Raw genomic sequence first — 20174 nt, 5'->3', positions numbered from 1 at the left:
CTATTTTTCTCCCTTCACGGGGGCGTTATCAGGCGAATTCTGTACTGCCTGAGTGTCGGCTGGCGACAGAACGTCTTGTGGCGATGAATTATTCGTCAGCTTCGTAATGCTCTGACTGCCGAGCGTGACGTTGAGGATGAGCGGGGATAACTGTGCGGACCATTTTTTAGTCCACCAGCCGGTGCTGGTCGCGGTAACCGGGATGCTGACCAACGCCATATGCTGCTTTTTCGGGAATGGGTAATATCCGGCGACGATCGCCACTTGACGTGCATTCTCGCTACGGTCGATGTGCAGGGTGGTTTGCTGACCGGGCATCGCGGGATAGCGATCCACTTTCAGGATGTCTTCTTCGGCACCTGCGCCGTTAAACAGGTTTTTCAGCTGCGCCGGATTGGACAGGATCTTATTGATTGCACTGGTCGTTTGCGCCTGGATCACCAGCACGGTACAGCTGTTGGCGATTTCATTCCAACTGTTCAGACCCGGCTCTGCCGTGATGTTGAGGGCGATCGCGCCCTGCGCAAACGGCGCGGCTACCTGACTGATGGCCTGCTGTTCGGCAGAGGCCTTATTGGGTTGATCCCCCGAGCAGCCGCTAAGCAGGATGCTGGTGATCAACAGTAATAATGTTGCGCTGAGGGCTTTCACTCTTGCTGTCCTGTTAGCACGTTGTTGATTTCACGCATGCTGCTGCTGTCGGTCACCATCTCTTCGAGCCATTCGGTGAGTGTCATGTTGGCCCAGCGTGCCGCGCGCTCCATCAGGAACGGCACCGGACTGGAGGGTTCGGTCTGGCGGAAAAAGTGGGCGATAGACAGCATCTGACGAATGGCTAAATCGCGCGAGAGAGGCTCATTTTTGGGCGGTGCCTGATACAGTTCCGCCGTCTCAAACGCGCTGGGATCCTGCGTCACGCTGGTGAAGTTCAGGTTTATCGACTCGCCGCCAAGAGGGATAGCCTTCTGCGCCAGACGTTGCAGAAAATCCGCAATGTCGGTCAGGGTCTGGCGGGTCTGGGCAAACATGGCGTGAGACTCTTCCTGACTCAGCGAGAAATAACAGGATTCCAGCCGGTCGAGCTGTGTTTGCAGGCGTTCAAGGCAACCGGCTTGCTGACTGATCTCAATGGAGGAAAACGCAGCGGCGAGCGCATCGAACGTCTCCATGCTCAGGTCGCCTTCTTCGGCGATCAGATCGTCGCGGGAGTCTGGCCAGGTAGCGATTTTATGTTGAAACGCCAGCACTTTATGCCAGTGCGCCAGGGTAGACTCCGGTGACCGGAGCAGCGGGCGGGTATACAGGGCCTGGCTGATATCGCGATCGAGGCGGGCGAGCTTGCCGTAGCGGAACGTGGCGCCGTCGTCATCCAGCTCTGGCCAACACTGAAACCAGAAATGAGTGATGAATTCGCTCAGAAAATGAAAGCCCGTTTCTGTTCCCTCAATACCTTGTAAATGGGTCAGGGCTTCCACGAACCAGCAACTGACCTGCAGGTCTTTGCTCTGTTGCGAAAGTGTCGTAATGCACAGCTTGCGCACCTTATGCCAGTCCGCACGGCGCGGTTCAGCGATTGTCCATTCATCCTGCGGAAGATATTCCGCATCGCTCTCGCGCGCCTGACGGATATCATCATAAATTTGTTCATATTCCAGGTTGATCCCTGCCGGATTTTCCGGGCTTATGGGGACCAACAGAGTGGCTATATCGGGTTGCATTGCTGACATTTCTTTTATCCAATAAAAACAGAACTATCCAATAAGAACTTTTGGGCAGCCCATGACGATGGTGCCCCCGTGGGCGCAGCTGTCACCCATGCGGGCGGCAGGTTTATTTCCGATCAACACCTTGAAGCTGCCCATGACAATACTGTCCGGCGGCCCCACGCAGACCGCCATGGAGCCGACGGTGGCCGCGGGCATTCCGCCGATCAACACCGTTGGCACACCCGGTGGGAGGATCGGACCACCCACATGCGGGATCGGCGGTAAGCCGGGGGTGACCATCGGACAGACATGCATGTCTGAAACGCGTGCTGCGGGTTGTGCCATTACGCTTTCTCCTGATGAGCCCATTGCTCTAGCAGGCGGCGTGCGCCGTCTGCGGGATTGTCGGTGTTATGCGTTGCCAGCATCAGTAACACGCAGCGGCGCATCTCGGCGCTGAGGTGCGGTTCTGGATAGACAGGCTCCAGACCTTCAGGGCTCATGCTGCCCTGCGACCAAAACAGCGACAGGGCAAGCGCACCCGCCGGTGTGTCGAAACCCAAAATTTCGGCGTGGCGGAAGATCTGCCAGCGTAATTTTTCATCGGGCTGTGCATACCAGCGCTGCATTTCATCCAACAGCTGCGCGCTGGCGGGGTGCGCGATAAGGCGCAGGCAGCGGAGCAGCCACAGGCATAGTGCTTGCGGTTCGGCTCGCTGCACCAGCAGGGTGAGCGTTTCTTCCCACCGGTCGTCGGCACTCTGTAAGTGCGACTCGTTTTGCCCGTTTGCCGCCGGGTGATGCGGGGGATAACCGTAATCAGACATGCTGTTTCCTTAACCCATGTTCCTTAGCCAATGTTGATGATGCCGCCTTTAATCTGCGTCATGCCGCTGCCCTGCACCGTGGTCATCGCACCTTTCAGTTCAGCCGTGCCCGAGCCTTCGATTTTGATCATCGTGCCGCTGATGGTGATGCCGCTGGGCGAAATCGCGATTTTGTTTGAACCGACTTTCAGCTCAATGGATTGCGTGGATTCGATCACGCAGGTTTTGTCGGTTTTGATCTTGCCGCTGCCGCCGGTTGCCGTGAGGGAGTAGTTGCCGTTGCTCAGGCTGGTGGTGACGTTACCGGTGACTTTTTGCTCCATATCGCCTTTGTTGAGAGTGATATGTAGCGAGCCTTGTTTGAGCACCAGCGTGTCATTACCTTTGGTGATTTCTGTATCGCGGTTCGCACCGATTTTACTTTTGACTTCGTGCGTCACGTCGCTGGTGACGTCATTTTTCACCGTCAGTAGAAGGTCTTTTTGAGCTGTGATCGTCAGCTTTTCTTCACCTTTCTTATCGTTAAAGCTCAGCCGGTGGCCGTCTTCCATGCCGCCTTTGCTGGTGCTTCGCGTCGCGAAGCCGGATTCGGTTTTCTCATCCGGCAATGCGAATGGCAGTTTGTTTTGGCCGTTGTAGACCGAGCCGGTGACTAGCGGGAAATCAGGGTTTCCCTGAATAAAGCTGACCAGCACTTCACTGCCGATGCGAGGGATAAATTGAAAACCGAATTTGCTGCCGGTCCAGGGTTGGGAGATGCGCACCCAGCATGAACTGGTGTCGTCATTTCTATTTTCGGTGTCCCATGGAAACTGGATTTTGATACGACCGTGTTCATCGGTGTGAATGTCTTCGGAAGACGGGCCAACCACTTTGGCGATCAACACGCCAGCGATTTCCGGCGCAAAGCGGGTGCAAACCGGTTTCCACTTCACGCTGTTGCGCAGGGACTGCGTTTCACAGTGATAGCCGCCCGCGTTATCTTCATGATTATTGGTCGCCTCAAGGCTGAGAGACTGAATGCGGTAACTGTCATCGTCCGTCGGGTGACCAGTCAGGCTGAACACTTCGCCACAGCTCAGCCAGAAGGCGTTAACTGACGCGTCGTAAAGCTGGCCGTTGGCTTCAAACGCCTCCATCGCATTTTTGGCTTTACTGGTGAGCTGCGCACGTTCGGCGAGCGGTGTGACATCGGTAAACTTCAGATGATCGATGCTTTGCGTTTTAGACGCTGAATCCTGGTTGTCGGCCACCGCCGCCGCTTTCTGCATGTTGTAGCCAGACAGCGTAACTTCACCGGGGATGAGCGTTGAGCTGACCGACCAGCGGTCGATGTTGCCGGGGGTGAGGATTTTCCCCTGATGGTGCCAGAGCAGCGTGCCTGCTTTGGCAGAGGGATGTCCGGCAGGCTGATCGACCAGTACCATCTGGTGCTGATTTTCCTGATGTTTGAAGAAGTAGGAGATGCCTTCTTCCTCCAGCAGACGGCTGATGAATTCGAAATCGGATTCACGGTACTGAACGCAATATTCCCGTTTCTCATAGGTATTACGCAGCTGCATTTCCACCTGGTTGATTTTGTGCTCACCAAGCAGTTTGCTGACCAGATCCGGTACGGTGATGTTTTGCCAAACGCGCGTCGATCGCCCCATCTGCAGCAATGCAAAAGCCGGTTCCAGCTTAAAAACGCACTCCGTCTCATTATCAGCATGTCGAACACGATGGGTTTCGGTCACGATCCCGTGCAGATAACGCTGGGGCAGATTGTTTGAACCGTCGCCAATCTGGCAGGAGATCGCTTTGCCATGCAATGCAGCAATTCCTTTCTCATCAAGTGCCGTCAGGGAGCGCACTTCATAGCAAAAAGGCGTGGAAATCGTCTCGCGGCCCCTGACTGACAACAGTAATAGATCAGAGGCAACGCTGCCGTTCCAGTGCAGGAAGTGATTTTTCTGCATGTCTCTTAGCTGTGTGGTTAATAACATTATCATCTTCCTTTTAAGGTGCTCCGTGATGGCGAGCTGATCGCAACATCCGGCGGTATCGCTGACTTATACAGGCAGCGGCAGACAAACCTGGCGCAGGGCGGCGGGGTCACGCTGGCCGATACAAATATCTAACCCAAGCTGACCTTGACCCAGCGCCACGGGGGGGCTGTTGCCGCTGCTGATGCTGAGGTGAATCGAAAAATCCAGCCCCGGCCCAACGTATTCCAGAATGCGTTCCCAGATTTCCTGATAAAACTTGCCCTGCGGAATGAAGTGCTGTGAATGTTCCTGCTCCATCGGCCCGAAAGTGACATCAAAGTGCGACTGAACTTCCCAGCGTACGCGGCAAATCATCGGGGCGGTTTCCAGGGTTTGCCCCGGGTTTCCCAGCCGACAATGTTCGGTTTCTTCAACGGTTTTCCAGCCGCCAGTGAACGGCGTGATATGCACAGGAACGCCGTAGTAATGGCTGAGCCACACTTCCAGATTGACCAGCGATCGGACCGGTGAAGAGAATAAATGGGCGTAATTTTCCCCGCCGGACACGGAGTGCGACGTCAGTAAACCGGTCAGTGCCAGTGTCGCCTGCTGTAAGGGCGACTGAGTTTGCGATTCGGCAAGGGCATAAAGATGATTTTTCTGCCATGCCAGGTAATCCAGGCAGTAAAGCCGGTGGCTGAACATGTCCAGAAACGCTTTGGCGCTATGGTCGCCATAGCGATACTGACGTTCTATCATCCATTCGGTGTAGACCGTCGGTAAGGCGCCCAGCGCACCCGTCAGCCCGTTTTGCCACACGGTCATGCGCAGCGGATCGTCAGGCGTTGTCTGCTCGATGCTGGCAATCTGGCCTGCGGGGGCATCAAGGGAAAGGGGGGAAATGATCTGGAGTTGAGTATCCAGCGTGTCCGCCTCGGAAATTTCGCTGCCACGCAGCTTGTGCAGCAGCGTGCGCACCTGTTGATAGAAATTGAACCGGCTGGTGATGCGTGTTAAATCCATGACAGTTTCCCTGCCCGTACCGGCCAGATGCGCCGTGTGTGTTCTTCATTTTCAATCAACGTCGTGACGCGGGTGAAGCTGTTGACTGGCGCATACAGCCCGAGAAAGTGATCCAGAAAACAACACAGCAGAAAATATTCCGGTTCGTTCAGCGCGTCATGAGTAAAGGTGAGCGTCAGCGCAATGCCGCGCGCCAGCGTCTGCGGATCGCTGGCCACCAGCCGGGTGGTGATCGGCTGCACGTCGAGATGAAGGATCATGTTAATGAGGCGGGTGATCGACGGAAGATCGTGAAAGTTGTACAGCATCAGCGTTTCACGCAGCACCTGCACGCCCTGACTGCCGCTCAGCAGCATATGGTTAAGGGAAAGCTGTGAAATAAGGCGCCAGCGAATGGCACTTTTATCAGGCGGCAGGATGGGCCGCGTCGGGCGGTTGAGCGCGCTTATCTTCAACCCGGCCAGCGGCAAATCGGAATCAAAATCTCCGTCTGGGTGGCCGTTATTCATCAGGGTCGGTATCGCCAGATTAGTGCAGGTTAAACTGAGAGTGACGATGTCGGCTTTCGGCACAGTGGGCTGAATGCTCCGGTTGGCAAAGGCGATAAACACTTTACGCTCCGCGCCTGCGGCATTCATGGTTTCGCGCTGAAAACTCTGCCAGTAAATGCCTGCGTCACCCTCGATGCGCGAGTGGTCGATACCAAACAGCGGCTGGACGGGAACCATCGTGCGTTCCTGTTCCGCTTTGCCCTGAATAAACACATGGTTGATGGCCCAGACGTCAATCAGCTGCTGCCTGCGGATATCAGGAATAACCGGGTATTCTGCGGTGTTTTCCGCGAGGGTGATCGGTTCCGCGCGTTGTGCAAACAGGTTGATGGCCGGTGTGCAGTTGAGTCTGAAGAAAGAGGCATCGATAATCTTTGTCAGCCTCTCAAGAGGCTGATTCAGGTGTGTGCGGTTAAACACCATTTCAAAACTAAACACAGAATTGGCGGTGGCTTGAAAAGTGTTCGGTAACTTGATATCCAGGAAATAGAACTTTTCCGGAAAGAAAAAATAATCCTGCATCAGCGCATGGATGGGCGCCACGCGCGGATCCTGTGCGATAAGCCCCTCTCCATGCGCAAACCCTGCTGGTCTGATGTCGGTACTCTTCAGCGGGTAAAACGCCTCACCCTGATGAACACTGAGCTGACTAATCTCAGAGCACAGCAGGGTGTAAAGAATGTTGACCGCATTACTGGAACCATGGAGGAACAGGCGCAGAGATTCGCCGGCCACCGTAGCACCGGACCAGACCTGAAAACTAAGGTGCAGATGCCAGTTAAGGTCTTCTTCATCAAACCGTAACCGGGCCTGATCTACCGACAGCGGCAACAGAACGACGGGGTAAACGGTCTGAAACTGACAAACAGCGTCCTGGATATGCCGGGAAAACAACGAGGCACCTGCGGCGATGTTATTTTTATCGGTAATGCCACTGGTTTGCCGGTTGGGTTCAATGGCAACGATACAGGTTGACGGCATCGCCCGTAAAAACTGCGGGGCGATGGTGGTGAGCAGTGCTTCAGTGAGCTCTGGCATATCGTCGTCTAAGCGCTGATGAATGCGCGACGTGAGTAACGCAAAAGATTCAATGATGCGTTCAACATGCGGGTCTTCGGATTGGCCCTCGATCATGCCCAAACGCCGGGCAATCTTAGGGAAACGGCTGGCAAAGGCTTTGCCATGCTGTTTCAGGAAGGTCAATTCCTTCTGGTAATAAGACAGTAGCTTATTCATCGAAATAAAACTTACCTGTGCAGTCATCCCACACCAGTTCAAATTTCATCGGCAATGTGTTGTACAAAGCATTTATTTCGAAAATGACATTAGAAGGATTATTGGTTTTGGTGATGATCGTCACTTCGCTTAATCGCGGTTCGAAGCGATGCAACGTCTTTTTTATGCGCTCCTCAATAACGGTTTTCCGGTGGTCAGCTTCCTGAATTTGTGAAACTGATTCATTGATGCCGTAATTTAAGACCGATGCATTCACCAGCGGCAGAGTTTCAATAGAAGAAAAACGCGAACGTGAAGAAAAAAGCATCTTAAGCTCACTCAGCAACCAGGTGCTTTTGTCTTCAGTCCGGTAATCTTCTTCAGCCTGGGGATTATTATCACTCAGGCGGAGTAATAAAGATGGCATCTTGAAACCTCATGTTAAGGAAAGCAGTGCTTGCGCACTGCCTAATAATAAATTGATTACAGGTGAGTTTTTTCGGGAATGCCGTAGTTGATTGGCCCGATTTTATCCAGACCGGTTGCCTTAGCGTTCGGTACGTTAAAGGTGACTTCGACCGAACCAGTAAAACTGAAGGTAAAGTCTATAAATAAACCATCTTCGCCCTTATGGAAGCCCATGCCGAGAAAATGGCAATCTTCGAACACAGTACGCTGGATTTCATAATCCTTGTTATGCTTATCAGAACCACGATAAACAGTGGTGATGTTGATATTTTTATAACCACGTTGTAAATATTTCTCGAACAAAGTACTGGTGTCTTTCGTCGCCAGAACGGACAAATGGACTGATTCAAATCCCGCACCATCATCGTAGGCGTAGCTGGTTATACCCTTTGGAGCAAAACCTTCCATCCAATTTATATATTTTTTTTCTTCACTTGAACCGGCCACATCTTTGCCGTCGATAGTGATTTTAATGAATTGACAGTCTTTTAACTTTGACATTTTTTATTTCCTTTATGTTAATAATTAAGCACTTGCCGCGGCAGGTAAATCTGCGACTAAGCGAAGTGACATACTTAATCCTTCCAGTTGGAAGTGAGGTTTCAAATAAGCGATAGCGCGGAAGGTGCCTGGGAAACCGGGCACTTCAATAACTTCTACGTTCGCTTCACGAAGCGGATAGCGCGCTTTGGTTTTCGGCCCGACGTTATCGGACGCGACCACGTATTGCATGATCCATTCCTGCAAATATTCTTCGCATGCGCTGCGCGACATAAAGCTGCCGACTTTGTCACGAACGATAGATTTCAGGTAATGCGCAAAGCGCGACGTCGCCATAAGGTACTGAAGCTGACTTGACAGCCGTGCGTTGGCGTTGGCCTGATCGGAGTTATACTGACGCGGTTTGTTGACGGACTGCACCGCGAAGAATGCGGCATAATCTGTGCCTTTGCAGTGCACCAGCGGGATGAAGCCAAGGTCGGACAGCTCTTTCTCGCGGCGATCTGAAATGGCGACTTGCGTCGGGCATTGCATGACGCGCTCGCCGCTTTCTGACACGTAGTTATAGGCCGGAAGGGCATTAACCAGACCGCCGCCTTCTACGCCACGTATGGCGGCGCACCAGCCATACTCTTCGAAGGACTCCAGAATGCGCCCCCCCAATTCATAAGCAGAATTGACCCACAGATAGTCGGAACCCACATCGTTTTCGCGGATTTGTTCTTCAAAGCCGAAGGTTTCGACAGCAACCGTTTTGGCGCCATACGGCATACGGCCCAGGACTGCTGGCAACGTCAGGCCAATGTAGCGGCTGTCGTCGGTCTGGCGGAATGAGCGCCAGCGGGCGTAATCGGTGGTGTCGAACATTTTCGCCATATCACGCGGGCGCGGCATCTCGGAGAAATCGGTCATCGACAACATACCCGGTGAAACAGCACTCAGGAATGGCGCATGGGCGGCAGCGGCAACGTGGGAAATCTGCTCCAGCAGTTCAATGTCCTGAGGGGTGTTATCGAACTGGAAATCGCCGATAAACGCAGAGAAGGGAACGCCACCAAAGGTACCGTATTCGCTTTCATAGACGGTTTTAAACAGCACAGATTGATCGAAGTCGGACGCTGACTTGAAGTCTTTGAGCAAATCTTGTTTGGTGCATTGCAGCAGACGAATTTGGGTGTTGTTTGTGACGCTCGATTGCACCAGTTTGTGCAGACCACGCCATGAAGACTCTTTTTTCTGAAATTCTGGCGCGTGCATGATCAGGCTGATCTGGCTGGAGAGCAGCTCATCAATGGCGGTAATACGGTCTTCGATACTGCCGATCAGATCACTTGAGACCACGACTGCGCCGGAAACCACTTCAGCAAGAAAGTTGTTCAGTTGGGATTTCATGCGTCCACGATCAGATTCCCGACGGATGGCCTGGGTGCTATCAATGATTTTATCCAGGTAATCTTCGCTCAACGCCTGTCCGGCAGAGGCATTCAGGATTTGTTCAGCACTCATTCTTCGTCTCCCAGGTTTTTATTCACGTCGAAAGAGGCAGGGCTTTGTTGTTCCAGCATTTCTGAAAGCTGCTCTTTGAGGCGTTGATTGCTGGCCGCACGGTTGCGCAGGTCGCACAGTTGCTCGCGCAATTCAATCAGTTTGCGCAGAGGGTCAATCTGACGGGCAATATTGTCCGGGGAGAAATCTTCCATGCTGTTTAAGGTCAGCGAAACCGCCAGTTTTCCTTCGTGCTCAGGTAACGTGCTCTCCACCAGGAACTCGGCTTCTGGTTTCATCGACGACATGATCCCGCTGAAATTATCTTTATCGATGTTGAGGAATTTCCGCTCGCGCAGGGCGTCATCACTTTTGGTGAAATCACCAATCACGCCGAGAACCAGAGGGAGTTCTTTTACCGTTTGTGCATCACCGATATCAACGTCATAGGTGATTTGCACGCGTGGTGGTCTTGCTTTATCTAATTTATGTTGTGTATTACTCATAGATTTATCCGGCATTATTTGACTTGTGTAATAAGTCAATTGTTAAACGTTATAAAGCGTTGTTTACGAGCGAACGTATTTACTATTTTAAAAGCCTGGGTTTTCACAAAAAACTCTAGATGATAATATTTTCTAACTTCGCTAAATAAAATATAACATTTGTTGTTTTTTGCCGTTGGCCATGATGGTAGTACGTTATTTTCCTGATTGCTGACATTAACTTTTATCATCTACGTAAAATGATTGAGTTATCTTTAACGCTCAGTGAAGTAAGTAAGGCTACCATAAAAATTTTATCAATCTAGATTTTTTTCTTCCTATGCAATTTTTCATCCTGTCCAATTTTGGACTGTTATGATTACGTTAATGACTAATAGTAAGTATTTTTAAGGAATCATACATTCATAGGATGAATATATATTCAGCGTTGGGAGTGTTTTTAAACATCTTAATAACTTATTGGATATCTGATTGATCACCATTGTCTGCCTGATGAAATGGGCGAATATTGAATGGCTGAATATAGTATTAAGTATAATTAAATTTCACCTCAGCAAAAATGGTCGATAAACACCGCCGTCAGCTCCGGGGTTTTCGGGTCGATACCATCTGGTTTGGAAAAATACATGTCGCCATGACTTTCAATAATCAGGCTGTGAACGTCGGCGGAGATATCATTATTGGCATCGACAGGTGCGTAATCTATTATATTGCCGGGTGCTTTTAATAATTTCTTTGTGTACTGTTGGGGAAATTGCAGTAAATAATAATTAACTATTTCTTACGTGGAGTATAGCTTGAGTAAAATTATAATTGGTTTATTTAGATGCCATTGCCTTTATTTTGTGCAATATAACGCTTCGCGTATTTATATTTTAACTGGATAGCTAAAAAAATTCGCGACGAAACAGTGCGAGTTTTACTCGTCGCCTTTCCCAACAGGCGAAGTCACGCTGCCAGCGCTGCCTGCGAGCCGTCCGGCACATTACTCTGGCGGATAATCGGTGAGCATAGAATGTGTTTGTAGGGGAAATAGAAAGTGATCTTCGTAAAACTTGTTTAAAAAACGTTGACCGAAGAGACAGTTAAAATATTTCTCATCCGGCCATTTTCGGTGCGTGGATAAAAAGCGTCGGGTCGGTTTGGAATGGGTTCCCAGGCGGAATATCGGCGACTGGCAGATTGATCATGCCGGTCGCCGTATTTATATAAGAAGAAAAATCAGAAGCTGTAGTTTGCCGTGACCGACACGTTACGCGGTTCGCCATACACGACATACTGGTTCACGCTGGTGTCATATTCTTTATCGAACAGGTTATTGATGTTCGCCTGCACGGAAAGCTGTCTGGTGACCTGATAACGGCTGAACAGGTTAACCAGCGCGTAACTGCCCTGTTCGGCATGACGGGTGCCATCGCCATCAGGACCAGCGACATCGCTCCAGACGTGAGTCTGCCAGTTCACACCACCGCCGACGGTCAGATCCTGCAACTGCGGCAACCGGTAACGGGTGAACAGACGCAACTGGGTACGCGGCTGTTCCGGATTCACCGCATCACCATTTTCATCTTCGGCCACGTAACGCGTGCCGCCGAAGGTCATCTGCAAGTTGTCCGTCACTGCGCCATTTACTTCAAACTCAACGCCACGGCTCACGGTGCCGCTTTTACCCTCATACGCATAATCCTGCGTCCCCGGAATAACACGGCCGGTGGATTGTGCGACGTTATCCAGCTCTGCACGGAACACCGACACCGAGGTGGTGAGACGGCTGTTAAACCAGTCTGATTTCACGCCTGCTTCGTAGTTTTTGCCGATCACCGGCGACAGGTAAGCGCCGTTGATATCCCGGTAGGTCTGCGGCTGGAACACCGAGGTGTAGCTGGCGTACGTCGACCAGTTATCGTTGATGTCAAACACCAGACCGGCGTACGGCGTGATGTTGTTCTTTTCGATCTGATCCGTCAGCGTGTGCGAATTCCAGTTGGTATAACGTGCGCCCAAAATCATGTGCAGCGGATCCGCCAGAGAAAGACGGGTGGCGATATAGCCGGATTTCTGGCGGATCACGTCTTCCTGCGCAAGGGAGCGCGGGCCCCAGTCGGTTTCAGGGAACTGGCTGTTGTAATTGTTAAAATTACCCAGCTCTTCGGTGGAGATATTGGCGAAGGCGCTGTAGTAGGTATTTTGCTGTTTGCTGTAGCTGAGACCGGTCATCAGCTCATGCTCGCGGCCAAACAGCTCAAACGGCCCGCTGGCGAAGGTATCGACGGAATCCACTTTACGCTTGCCGGTGTTATAACCGGTGCCACCTACGACCGGATAACCGGCGTAAGAAGAGACGCCCGCGCCGGTGGTTTTATCGAAATAACCGTCGATGTACAGCATTTTGCTGTCGATCATCGTTTCGTTATGCGTGCCGTTCAGGGTCAGCGTCCAGCCGTTATCGAACGATTGTTTGATCGTGGTAAAGAGTTTTTTGGTCTCTTTATTGCTGTACGCCCAGTCTGGCGCTGAATTGAAACCGCGGCGGTAATCAGTTTTGCTGCCGTCGATGTACCAGCGCGGCATGCCGCCCCAGGTCGGGCTGTCGGTGTCATTTTGCTGGAATTCGTAACCGGCGGAGAGCAGGGTCGAATCGGTCAGATCCGCATCTACGGCGGCGTAGACGAATTTCTTGGTGGCGCCGTAACGTTCGACGTAGCTATTTTTGTCTTCATAGCCGGTTACCAGACGGCCACGCACGTTGCCGGATTCACTCAGTGGCGTAGAAAGATCGGCGACATAACGCTGTTTGTTCCAGCTGCCGTAGGTGGCGGATACATTGCCGGTAAACTCTTTACTGTCGGCGTGTTTACGCACCATATTCACTGACGCGGAAGGGTTACCAGGGCCCGTCATCAAGCCGGTCGCGCCGCGCACCACTTCAATACGTTCATACAATGCGGTATCTGATTCAGCATCGCCCAGATTCCAGCGCGGTTCGAAGACTGTCGGAATGCCGTCAGTCATATAGTTGTCGATCAGGAATCCGCGCGAGTAATAGGTACGGCGATCCATATCGGCCACGCTTTGCGAAATGCCGGTAGTGTTATTGAGCACGTCACCGAGGGACAGCAGTTGCTGATCCTGCATACGCTGTTTGCTGATAATGGTGACTGACTGAGGTATATCGCGCTGCGTCAGCAGCATCTTGGTGCCTGCGGCGGTAACCGGAACGCTGTAATCCTGCTCGGTGCTGCCGGTGTCATTACCGCCGGTCTGACCGGTTACAACCACCGTATCGTCGGCAGCCTTGGGTGCCGTGGTTTCTGCCGCGTGGACGGAATGTAGGGAAGAAGAAACAAAGAGAGCAATCACGGAAAGTGAAAGTTTCCGGCCTGCATTATTTCGCTTCTGCGCTGACTGAACTGGATGGATCCCTGAAACGGACAACATTGTGATTCTCCAAACGATTATTTTATTTTTTGGATACTGTTTTTACTTCGCCACTGTCTTTTATTTTTTTCGCGTGATTGCCTCGCTTAAACATCCGCCAGGCCCGCGAAAACACAGGATGGAAGGGGGATGCAGGTGCGTAGTCAATAAAGCGAATGAGAATAATACGCATTGAGCTTTCAGGTGTAAATAAATATAACAAAGGTAAATTTCGTGGCGGAATTGGGAAAAGGCGCAGAAAAGATGGAGTTTGTATATTAGCGAGACTTAAGCGAAATAATTGTTACAAAAGCCCATAGAATGGGTTTCTGGTATCGCGTTTATTTATATGATTATCGCAACCAATAAACACAACGAATGAATTTCGCATAGTTTAGCCATTAAGAAATCTAGACATCTAAACGTTCGTTTTGTAGAGTGGAGCCAACTTTCGGGAAACGCCGAAGCGGACGTTGATTCGCTTACGAAAAACACCAGGTGACGACACAATGATCAATAACATTCAAATCCTCGATGGCGGCATGGGTCGCGAACTGGCCCGCATGGGCGCACCGTTTCGTCAGCCTGAGTGGTCGGCGCTGGCGCTGATTGAAGCTCCGCATTTTGTCCGCGCCGCGCACGATGCCTTTATTGCCGCCGGTTCTCAGGTGATTACTACCAATAGCTACGCCGTGGTGCCTTTTCATATCAGCGACGCGGTATTTGCTGCGCAGGGTGCGGCGCTGATTGCGCTTTCTGGCAAGCTGGCGCGTGAAGCCGCCGATGCCGCGCAGACGCCGGTAAAAGTGGCCGGTTCTCTTCCTCCGGTGCTGGGCTCTTACCGCCCGGATCTGTTCGAGCCGGTAGCCGCGAAAAAATTACTCAACGTGCTGGTGGATAATCTGACCGACAGCGTGGATATCTGGCTGGCAGAAACCCAGAGTTCGGTGGCTGAAGTGGAAGCCGTGCGTGATGTGCTGGGCGATGACCCACGTCCGCTATGGTTCTCGTTTACCTTGCAGGATCAGCTGGATGAACAGGGCCGCGCGCATCTGCGCTCCGGTGAATCTATCGAAGAGGCGGTTGCGGCGGTATTGCGCCTATCCGCCAGCGCAATTTTATTCAACTGTAGCCGCCCGGAAGTCATGGCTGCTGCGGTGCAGGCCGCATGCGCTGCGCTCAACGCAGAAAATTCCTCGCTGCATATCGGCGTGTACGCCAACGCCTTCGAGCCTTCAGACAACCAACGCGGTGCCAACGAAGGGCTGAGCAAATTGCGTCAGGATACGGATCCTGCGGGTTATCTGGATTTCGCCCAGGACTGGGTGGCGCAGGGCGCGACGCTGGTGGGCGGCTGCTGCGGTATCGGGCCGGAACACATTGCGGCACTGAAACAGGCGTTCAGCAATTAGCATCATCAAAAATAAAAATTATTGAATCAGAGCTTGAGGGCGGATGCCCTCAGTGACAGGGGATAAAACATGATCGATCGTCGTTCGTTTATTAAAAGTGCGGGGGCACTTTCCATTGCAGCCGCCACCAGTTCTACCTGGCTGGGCAAAGCCTTTGCCGCCGAAGTGGAAAAACCAAAGAAGGGCGGTCACTTAGTGGTGGGCGTCGATAATGCCTCCAGCACCGACCGTCTGGATCCGGCGTTCTGGTTCGAAACCTACATGTACTTTGTCGGCTCGCAGCTGTTCAACAATCTGGTAGAAATCGACGAGAGCGCCAAACTTGCGCCTTCGCTGGCCGAATCCTGGGCATCGACCGATGGCAGTAAAACCTGGGTGCTGAAAATCCGTCAGGGTGTGCAGTTCCACGACGGCCGTTCGCTCGGCGCAAAAGACGTGGTGTATTCCCTGAATCACCACCGTGGCGAGAAATCCACGTCGCCGGTGAAAGGCTATCTGGAAACCGCCAGCTCGATTGAAGCGACCGGCGAACATGAAGTCACCATTAAACTGACCGCGCCGGACGTCGAATTTGTCTGGTTGCTGAGTGCCGTGCATTTTGCGATCACCGCCGAAAACGAAAGTTTCGACAAAGGCATCGGCACCGGGGCGTTCATTCTGGAAAAATTCCAGCCGGGCGTGACCACGCTGACCAAACGCAATCCAAATTACTGGAACAGCGAACGCGGCCACGTGGATTCGGTCGAAACGCTGGCGATGAACGATTCCACCGCACGCGTTGCGGCGCTGGTCAGCGGCTCCGCGCAGCTCATTAACCGCGTGAACCCGCGCATTGTCAGCCGTATCGAACGTATGCCAAATCTGAAGCTGGTGCGTGCCAAAGACAGCATGATTTATACCTTCCCTGGGCTGTCGAATCTGGCACCGTTCGATAATATCGATGGCCGTCTGGCGCTGAAATACGCCATCGACCGCCAGCAAATTATTGATACTGTGCTTGGCGGTTACGCCAGCGTGGCAAATGACAATCCAATCTTCCCGTCAAACCGTTACTTCGCCAAAGATATTCCGCAGCGTCCGTATGACCCTGAAAAAGCGCAGTTCCACTGGAAGAAATCTGGCTTCAGTGGCCCGCTGACGCTAAACGTCGCCGACGCCGGTTTTCCGGGCGCTGTTGATGCCGGTCAGCTTTATCAGCAATCTGCCGCTAAAGCCGGGATCAACCTTAACGTCGTGCGCGTGCCGGACGATGCGTTCTGGAATGACATCTGGCAGAAGAAAGCCTTTGTGTCATCAAACTGGGCAAACCGTCCGACCGCCGATGCGCTGCTCTCTTTAGTGTTCACCAGCCAGTCTTCGTGGAATGAGTCTGCCTGGCACGTCCCGGCCTTTGATGCGATGGTGAAAGCCGCGCGCGGTGAGCCGGACGAAACCCGCCGTAAGCAGATTTACCATGATATTCAGGTGATGCTGGTCGATCAGGGCAGTGAAATCATTCCGCTTTACGCCGATGCGCTCGACGGCTGTTCGTCAAAAATCAAAGGGTTCACTTCCGTTCCGGGAATGCCGCTCAGTGGTAACCGCGCGGCAGAGAAAGTCTGGATCGAAGGCTGAGCCGGGTAAAATAATGTCTGATTTGTCCTCACCAAATACAACTCAACGGCCTGCGGGCCGTTTTTCGCGCCTCCATTCGTCGCTTTTCGGCATGGTGCTGGTGCGCCTGTTTTACGGCGTGCTGATCGTGCTGGCGGTCTCCGTGCTCATTTTCGCCGGAGTGCAATTGTTACCGGGAAATGCCGCGACGGCGATCCTCGGTCAGAGCGCCACGCCTGATGCTATCCGCGAGTTGAACCTGCAACTCGGGCTGGATAAACCGGCGATCAGCCGTTATCTGAGCTGGCTGTTTGGCATTCTGCATGGCGATTTCGGCACCAGTTTTTCCACCCGTGAAGCCATCAGCGGCCCGTTGTTTACCCGCCTGGGTAACACGCTGTTTCTGGCCGGATGCACCGCCGCCATCGCCGTTCCGCTGGCGCTTTTAATCGGCTTTATCTCCGTGCGTTATCACGGCAGCTGGGTAGATGCGCTGCTTAACGCCGTCACCCGCGCTACCGTGGCGCTGCCGGAATTTTTCTCCGGCTATCTGCTGATCCTGATTTTTGCTATCACGCTGGCGTGGGCGCCGAGCCACAGCAGCATCACGGCAGACATGCCGCTGGCTGCCAAACTCTCGGCGATTTCCCTGCCGTGCGCCACGCTGGTGCTGGCGATTCTCGGACACATGAGCAACATGACCCGCGCTGCGCTGATTGCCGCGCAAAGCTCAGCCTACGTAGATACCGCGCTGCTGAAAGGGCTTGCACCGTCGCGCATTCTCTGGCGTCACGTACTGCCGAACGCCATCGGCCCGATTATCAACGTCGTGGCGATCAATCTGGCCTATCTGATGGTCGGTGTGGTGATTGTCGAGAATGTCTTTGTGTATCCGGGGCTCGGGCAATACATGGTCGACAGTATCAGCAAACGCGATATTCCGGTGATGCAGGACTGCGCGCTGTTGCTGGCCGGGATTTATATCCTGCTGAATTTGCTGGCAGATGTGATGGCGCTGGTCGCCAATCCGCGTTTACGTCACAACCGCTGACTTTTAGGAATTGCTGCAATGCCTGCTTTAAAACCTTCCTCGATACTCGGTCTGCTGGTGCTGAGTCTCTTTATTCTTATCGCGATTTTCGCGCCGTGGCTGGCACCGCACGCGCCGGATCAAACGCTTGGCATGTCCTGGGATTTACCGGGGCCAAACGCCATTTTGGGCACCGATAATCTCGGTCGCGACCTGCTCTCAAGGCTGATCTGGGGGACGCGCGTCTCGCTCGGCGTCACCGCGCTTGCGGCGCTGGTGGCGTTTGCGGTCGGTTGCACGCTGGGGTTTATCGCCGGTCTGCGCGGTGGCTGGCTGGATCAGGTCATTTCTCGCTGTAACGACATCGTGATGGCCATTCCGACGCTGATTCTGGCGCTGATCGTCCTCGCTGTGCTGCCGAAAACGATTCCGGTGCTGACGCTGGTGCTGGGTCTGCTGGAATCGACCCGCGTGCTGCGCGTGGCACGATCGCTGGCGGTGGATATCGGCGTGATGGAGTTTGTCGATGTGGCACGCCTGCGCGGCGAAAGCCTCGGGTGGATCCTCTGGCATGTGATTTTACCTAACGCGCTACAGACGCTGATCGCCGAATTCGGCCTGCGCTTTATCTTTATTCTGCTGTTCCTTTCGGCGCTGTCTTTCCTCGGATTAGGCATTCAGCCACCGACCGCCGACTGGGGCGGGCTGGCGCGTGATAACAAGGACGGCATTTTGTTTGGCGTCTGGGCGGCACTGGTTCCCGGCGGCGCGATTGCCGTGCTGGCGCTGGCGGTGAACGCCGTGGCGGACTGGCTGATGAGCGGTACCACCCGCGTGTGGGGGAGAAAAGGATGAGCCTGTTAACCGTAACAAAACTGTCTGTTGTTTCCGCCGGTAAAAACCCGCGCACGTTAGTCGATAATGTCTCTTTCACCGTCAAACGCGGTGAAGTGCTGGGGCTGATTGGTGAATCCGGTGCGGGGAAATCCACCATCGGGCTGGCGATCCTCGGGCATTGCCGTCAGGGGATGCGCATTGAATCCGGCAGTATTATGTTCAACGGGCAGGAGCTGACTACGCTGTCTGACCGCCGCTTGCGGCAGGTGCGCGGACGGCATATTGCCTATGTGGCGCAGTCCGCAGGCGCAGCCTTTAATCCGGCGATCACCTTGGGTGAACAGGTGATTGAAGCGGCGCTTAAGCACAAGGTGTATGACCGCCAGCAGGCGCAGGCAAAGGCCATCGAACTGTTCGGACTGCTCGGTTTGCCGCAGCCGCAACAGTTTTATCAGCGCTATCCGCATCAGGTTTCCGGCGGGCAGTTACAGCGCGCGATGATCGCCATGGCGCTGTGCGCAGGGCCGGAACTGCTGATTTTCGATGAGCCGACCACTGCGCTGGATGTCACCACACAGCTCGGCGTACTGAAAGCCATCAGCGATGTCATCCGCATTTCCGGCGTGGCGGCGATTTATATCAGTCACGATCTGGCGGTTGTCGCGCAAATCAGCAATCACATTATGGTATTGCAGCAGGGTAAAACCGTGGAACAGGCGCCGGTAGAACAGCTTCTGACACGACCGCAGCAGGATTACACTCGCCGCCTTTTACATGCACAGGGCGAAGAAAAAATGCCGCAAACCGGCGAGGCACCGGTTGCGCTGTTTATCGATAACATCAGCGCCCGTTATCACGCTCAGCCCGTTTTGCAGAACGTCTCGCTGAGCCTGCCGCGCGGCCGCACGCTGGCGGTGATCGGCGAATCCGGCTCGGGGAAATCGACGCTCGGTAAAGTGATTTGCGGGCTACTCAGCCCGGAATCCGGAGAAGTGAGTCTGGAAAATCAAACACTGCCGGCCAGTTTGCGGCAGCGCAGCCGTGCGCAACTGCGCGACGTGCAGCTGATCCATCAGATCCCGGATACCGCACTGAATCCGAAAGAACGGGTCGGCAGCCAGATCGCCCGCGTGCTGTCCTGCTTTTCCGATCTCAACCGCAGCCAGCGCGACACCCGCGTCAGGGAATTGCTGGCGCAGGTCGGACTGCATGCTGAACTGGCGCAGCGTTTTCCCTCTGCGCTTTCCGGTGGTCAGAAGCAGCGCGTCTGTATTGCACGGGCGCTGGCGGCGCAGCCGAAACTGATTGTGTGTGATGAACCGACGTCTGCGCTCGATCCGCTGGTCGCCCGCGACGTGCTGGCGCTGCTGCGTAAAATCCAGCAGGACACCGGTATCTCCTATCTGTTTATTACCCATGACTTGCAGGTCGTGCGCGAAATTGCGGACGAAGTGGCGGTACTGAAAGCGGGAAGGATTGTGCGTCAGGGGCCGGTCATTTCTACACTGGTTGAACCGCTGGATGATTACACCCGCGAACTGCTGCGTTCGGTGCCAGAAATGCGCGTCGGCTGGCTGGAAGAAACCCTGACTGCCTGATCACAAGGCAGAATGATGTTGCGTAACGTGCACTGTTT

The 20174-nt window shown here is 53.4% G+C and carries 17 protein-coding genes; 5 read left to right on the top strand and 12 right to left on the bottom strand.

Going from position 1 to position 20174, the window contains the following annotated elements; genetic code table 11:
* The 12 genes from ACMHLI_RS18365 to fhuE all read right to left on the bottom strand — a co-directional run bounded on the left by ACMHLI_RS18365 (position 1) and on the right by fhuE (position 13687).
* Positions 1 to 651 (bottom strand): type VI secretion lipoprotein TssJ, encoded by a 651-nt coding sequence (locus ACMHLI_RS18365; protein ID WP_413530705.1) that lies wholly within the window; start codon positions 649 to 651, stop codon positions 1 to 3.
* Entirely contained in the window at positions 648 to 1718 is a 1071-nt protein-coding gene (gene tssA / locus ACMHLI_RS18360; protein ID WP_413530704.1) for a type VI secretion system protein TssA, read from the bottom strand. The genes ACMHLI_RS18365 and tssA overlap by 4 nt, the downstream gene beginning before the upstream one ends.
* Positions 1719 to 1751: 33 nt before the next feature.
* On the bottom strand, positions 1752 to 2051 hold the full coding sequence (locus ACMHLI_RS18355; RefSeq protein WP_413530826.1) for a PAAR domain-containing protein: 300 nt from the start codon (positions 2049 to 2051) through the stop codon (positions 1752 to 1754).
* Positions 2051 to 2533, bottom strand: coding sequence for a DUF6931 family protein (locus tag ACMHLI_RS18350; protein WP_413530703.1), 483 nt, complete (start codon positions 2531 to 2533; stop codon positions 2051 to 2053). The genes ACMHLI_RS18355 and ACMHLI_RS18350 overlap by 1 nt, the downstream gene beginning before the upstream one ends.
* Positions 2534 to 2556: 23 nt before the next feature.
* Complete coding sequence (locus ACMHLI_RS18345) at positions 2557 to 4518, bottom strand: type VI secretion system Vgr family protein (protein WP_413530702.1); 1962 nt, start codon at positions 4516 to 4518, stop codon at positions 2557 to 2559.
* Between the two features lie 66 nt (positions 4519 to 4584).
* Positions 4585 to 5523 (bottom strand): type VI secretion system baseplate subunit TssG, encoded by a 939-nt coding sequence (tssG, locus tag ACMHLI_RS18340; protein WP_413530701.1) that lies wholly within the window; start codon positions 5521 to 5523, stop codon positions 4585 to 4587.
* Positions 5514 to 7310 carry a type VI secretion system baseplate subunit TssF gene (gene tssF / locus ACMHLI_RS18335; protein WP_413530700.1) on the bottom strand — a complete coding sequence of 599 codons (1797 nt, stop codon included), beginning with the start codon at positions 7308 to 7310 and terminating at the stop codon, positions 5514 to 5516. The genes tssG and tssF overlap by 10 nt, the downstream gene beginning before the upstream one ends.
* Complete coding sequence (gene tssE / locus ACMHLI_RS18330; protein ID WP_413530699.1) at positions 7303 to 7716, bottom strand: type VI secretion system baseplate subunit TssE; 414 nt, start codon at positions 7714 to 7716, stop codon at positions 7303 to 7305. Before tssE ends, tssF begins: the two co-directional genes overlap by 8 nt.
* A gap of 56 nt (positions 7717 to 7772) precedes the next feature.
* Positions 7773 to 8258, bottom strand: a complete 486-nt coding sequence (locus ACMHLI_RS18325) for a hypothetical protein (protein WP_413530698.1) — start codon at positions 8256 to 8258, stop codon at positions 7773 to 7775.
* Between the two features lie 24 nt (positions 8259 to 8282).
* A complete protein-coding gene (gene tssC, locus ACMHLI_RS18320; protein ID WP_413530697.1) occupies positions 8283 to 9764 on the bottom strand; it encodes a type VI secretion system contractile sheath large subunit in 1482 nt (493 codons plus the stop codon).
* Positions 9761 to 10249 carry a type VI secretion system contractile sheath small subunit gene (gene tssB / locus ACMHLI_RS18315; protein ID WP_413530696.1) on the bottom strand — a complete coding sequence of 163 codons (489 nt, stop codon included), beginning with the start codon at positions 10247 to 10249 and terminating at the stop codon, positions 9761 to 9763. Before tssB ends, tssC begins: the two co-directional genes overlap by 4 nt.
* A 1221-nt stretch (positions 10250 to 11470) precedes the next feature.
* Complete coding sequence (gene fhuE, locus ACMHLI_RS18310; RefSeq protein ID WP_413530695.1) at positions 11471 to 13687, bottom strand: ferric-rhodotorulic acid/ferric-coprogen receptor FhuE; 2217 nt, start codon at positions 13685 to 13687, stop codon at positions 11471 to 11473.
* 488 nt (positions 13688 to 14175) lie between these two features.
* On the opposite strand from fhuE, the gene ACMHLI_RS18305 reads away from it, so the two are divergent.
* From ACMHLI_RS18305 to ACMHLI_RS18285, 5 genes are all read left to right on the top strand, one after another.
* Complete coding sequence (locus ACMHLI_RS18305) at positions 14176 to 15078, top strand: homocysteine S-methyltransferase family protein (protein ID WP_413530694.1); 903 nt, start codon at positions 14176 to 14178, stop codon at positions 15076 to 15078.
* 72 nt (positions 15079 to 15150) lie between these two features.
* Positions 15151 to 16692 carry an ABC transporter substrate-binding protein gene (locus ACMHLI_RS18300; protein ID WP_413530825.1) on the top strand — a complete coding sequence of 514 codons (1542 nt, stop codon included), beginning with the start codon at positions 15151 to 15153 and terminating at the stop codon, positions 16690 to 16692.
* Between the two features lie 91 nt (positions 16693 to 16783).
* Positions 16784 to 17722, top strand: a complete 939-nt coding sequence (locus ACMHLI_RS18295) for an ABC transporter permease (protein ID WP_413530824.1) — start codon at positions 16784 to 16786, stop codon at positions 17720 to 17722.
* Positions 17723 to 17740: 18 nt separating this feature from the next.
* Complete coding sequence (locus ACMHLI_RS18290; RefSeq protein WP_213052748.1) at positions 17741 to 18556, top strand: ABC transporter permease; 816 nt, start codon at positions 17741 to 17743, stop codon at positions 18554 to 18556.
* On the top strand, positions 18553 to 20136 hold the full coding sequence (locus ACMHLI_RS18285; RefSeq protein WP_413530693.1) for an ABC transporter ATP-binding protein: 1584 nt from the start codon (positions 18553 to 18555) through the stop codon (positions 20134 to 20136). Before ACMHLI_RS18290 ends, ACMHLI_RS18285 begins: the two co-directional genes overlap by 4 nt.
* Positions 20137 to 20174: the final 38 nt, after the last annotated feature.

Source organism: Rahnella inusitata (assembly GCF_965118895.1).
GTDB lineage: Bacteria > Pseudomonadota > Gammaproteobacteria > Enterobacterales > Enterobacteriaceae > Rahnella > Rahnella inusitata_A.
The sequence above is the reverse complement of the archived record's forward strand: the minus strand, read 5'-3'. Positions and strand labels throughout refer to the sequence as shown.

What these genes read in the sequence shown, in the direction of transcription:
- ACMHLI_RS18290 (WP_213052748.1), top strand. Translation starts at nt 17,741, where the DNA reads ATGCCTGCTTTAAAACCTTCCTCGATACTCGGTCTGCTGGTGCTGAGT.
- ACMHLI_RS18285 (WP_413530693.1), top strand. Translation starts at nt 18,553, where the DNA reads ATGAGCCTGTTAACCGTAACAAAACTGTCTGTTGTTTCCGCCGGTAAA.
- tssG (WP_413530701.1), bottom strand. Translation starts at nt 5,523, where the DNA reads ATGGATTTAACACGCATCACCAGCCGGTTCAATTTCTATCAACAGGTG.
- ACMHLI_RS18355 (WP_413530826.1), bottom strand. Translation starts at nt 2,051, where the DNA reads ATGGCACAACCCGCAGCACGCGTTTCAGACATGCATGTCTGTCCGATG.
- ACMHLI_RS18345 (WP_413530702.1), bottom strand. Translation starts at nt 4,518, where the DNA reads ATGTTATTAACCACACAGCTAAGAGACATGCAGAAAAATCACTTCCTG.
- ACMHLI_RS18350 (WP_413530703.1), bottom strand. Translation starts at nt 2,533, where the DNA reads ATGTCTGATTACGGTTATCCCCCGCATCACCCGGCGGCAAACGGGCAA.
- ACMHLI_RS18305 (WP_413530694.1), top strand. Translation starts at nt 14,176, where the DNA reads ATGATCAATAACATTCAAATCCTCGATGGCGGCATGGGTCGCGAACTG.
- tssA (WP_413530704.1), bottom strand. Translation starts at nt 1,718, where the DNA reads ATGCAACCCGATATAGCCACTCTGTTGGTCCCCATAAGCCCGGAAAAT.
- ACMHLI_RS18295 (WP_413530824.1), top strand. Translation starts at nt 16,784, where the DNA reads ATGGTGCTGGTGCGCCTGTTTTACGGCGTGCTGATCGTGCTGGCGGTC.
- tssE (WP_413530699.1), bottom strand. Translation starts at nt 7,716, where the DNA reads ATGCCATCTTTATTACTCCGCCTGAGTGATAATAATCCCCAGGCTGAA.
- ACMHLI_RS18325 (WP_413530698.1), bottom strand. Translation starts at nt 8,258, where the DNA reads ATGTCAAAGTTAAAAGACTGTCAATTCATTAAAATCACTATCGACGGC.
- fhuE (WP_413530695.1), bottom strand. Translation starts at nt 13,687, where the DNA reads ATGTTGTCCGTTTCAGGGATCCATCCAGTTCAGTCAGCGCAGAAGCGA.
- tssF (WP_413530700.1), bottom strand. Translation starts at nt 7,310, where the DNA reads ATGAATAAGCTACTGTCTTATTACCAGAAGGAATTGACCTTCCTGAAA.
- tssC (WP_413530697.1), bottom strand. Translation starts at nt 9,764, where the DNA reads ATGAGTGCTGAACAAATCCTGAATGCCTCTGCCGGACAGGCGTTGAGC.
- tssB (WP_413530696.1), bottom strand. Translation starts at nt 10,249, where the DNA reads ATGAGTAATACACAACATAAATTAGATAAAGCAAGACCACCACGCGTG.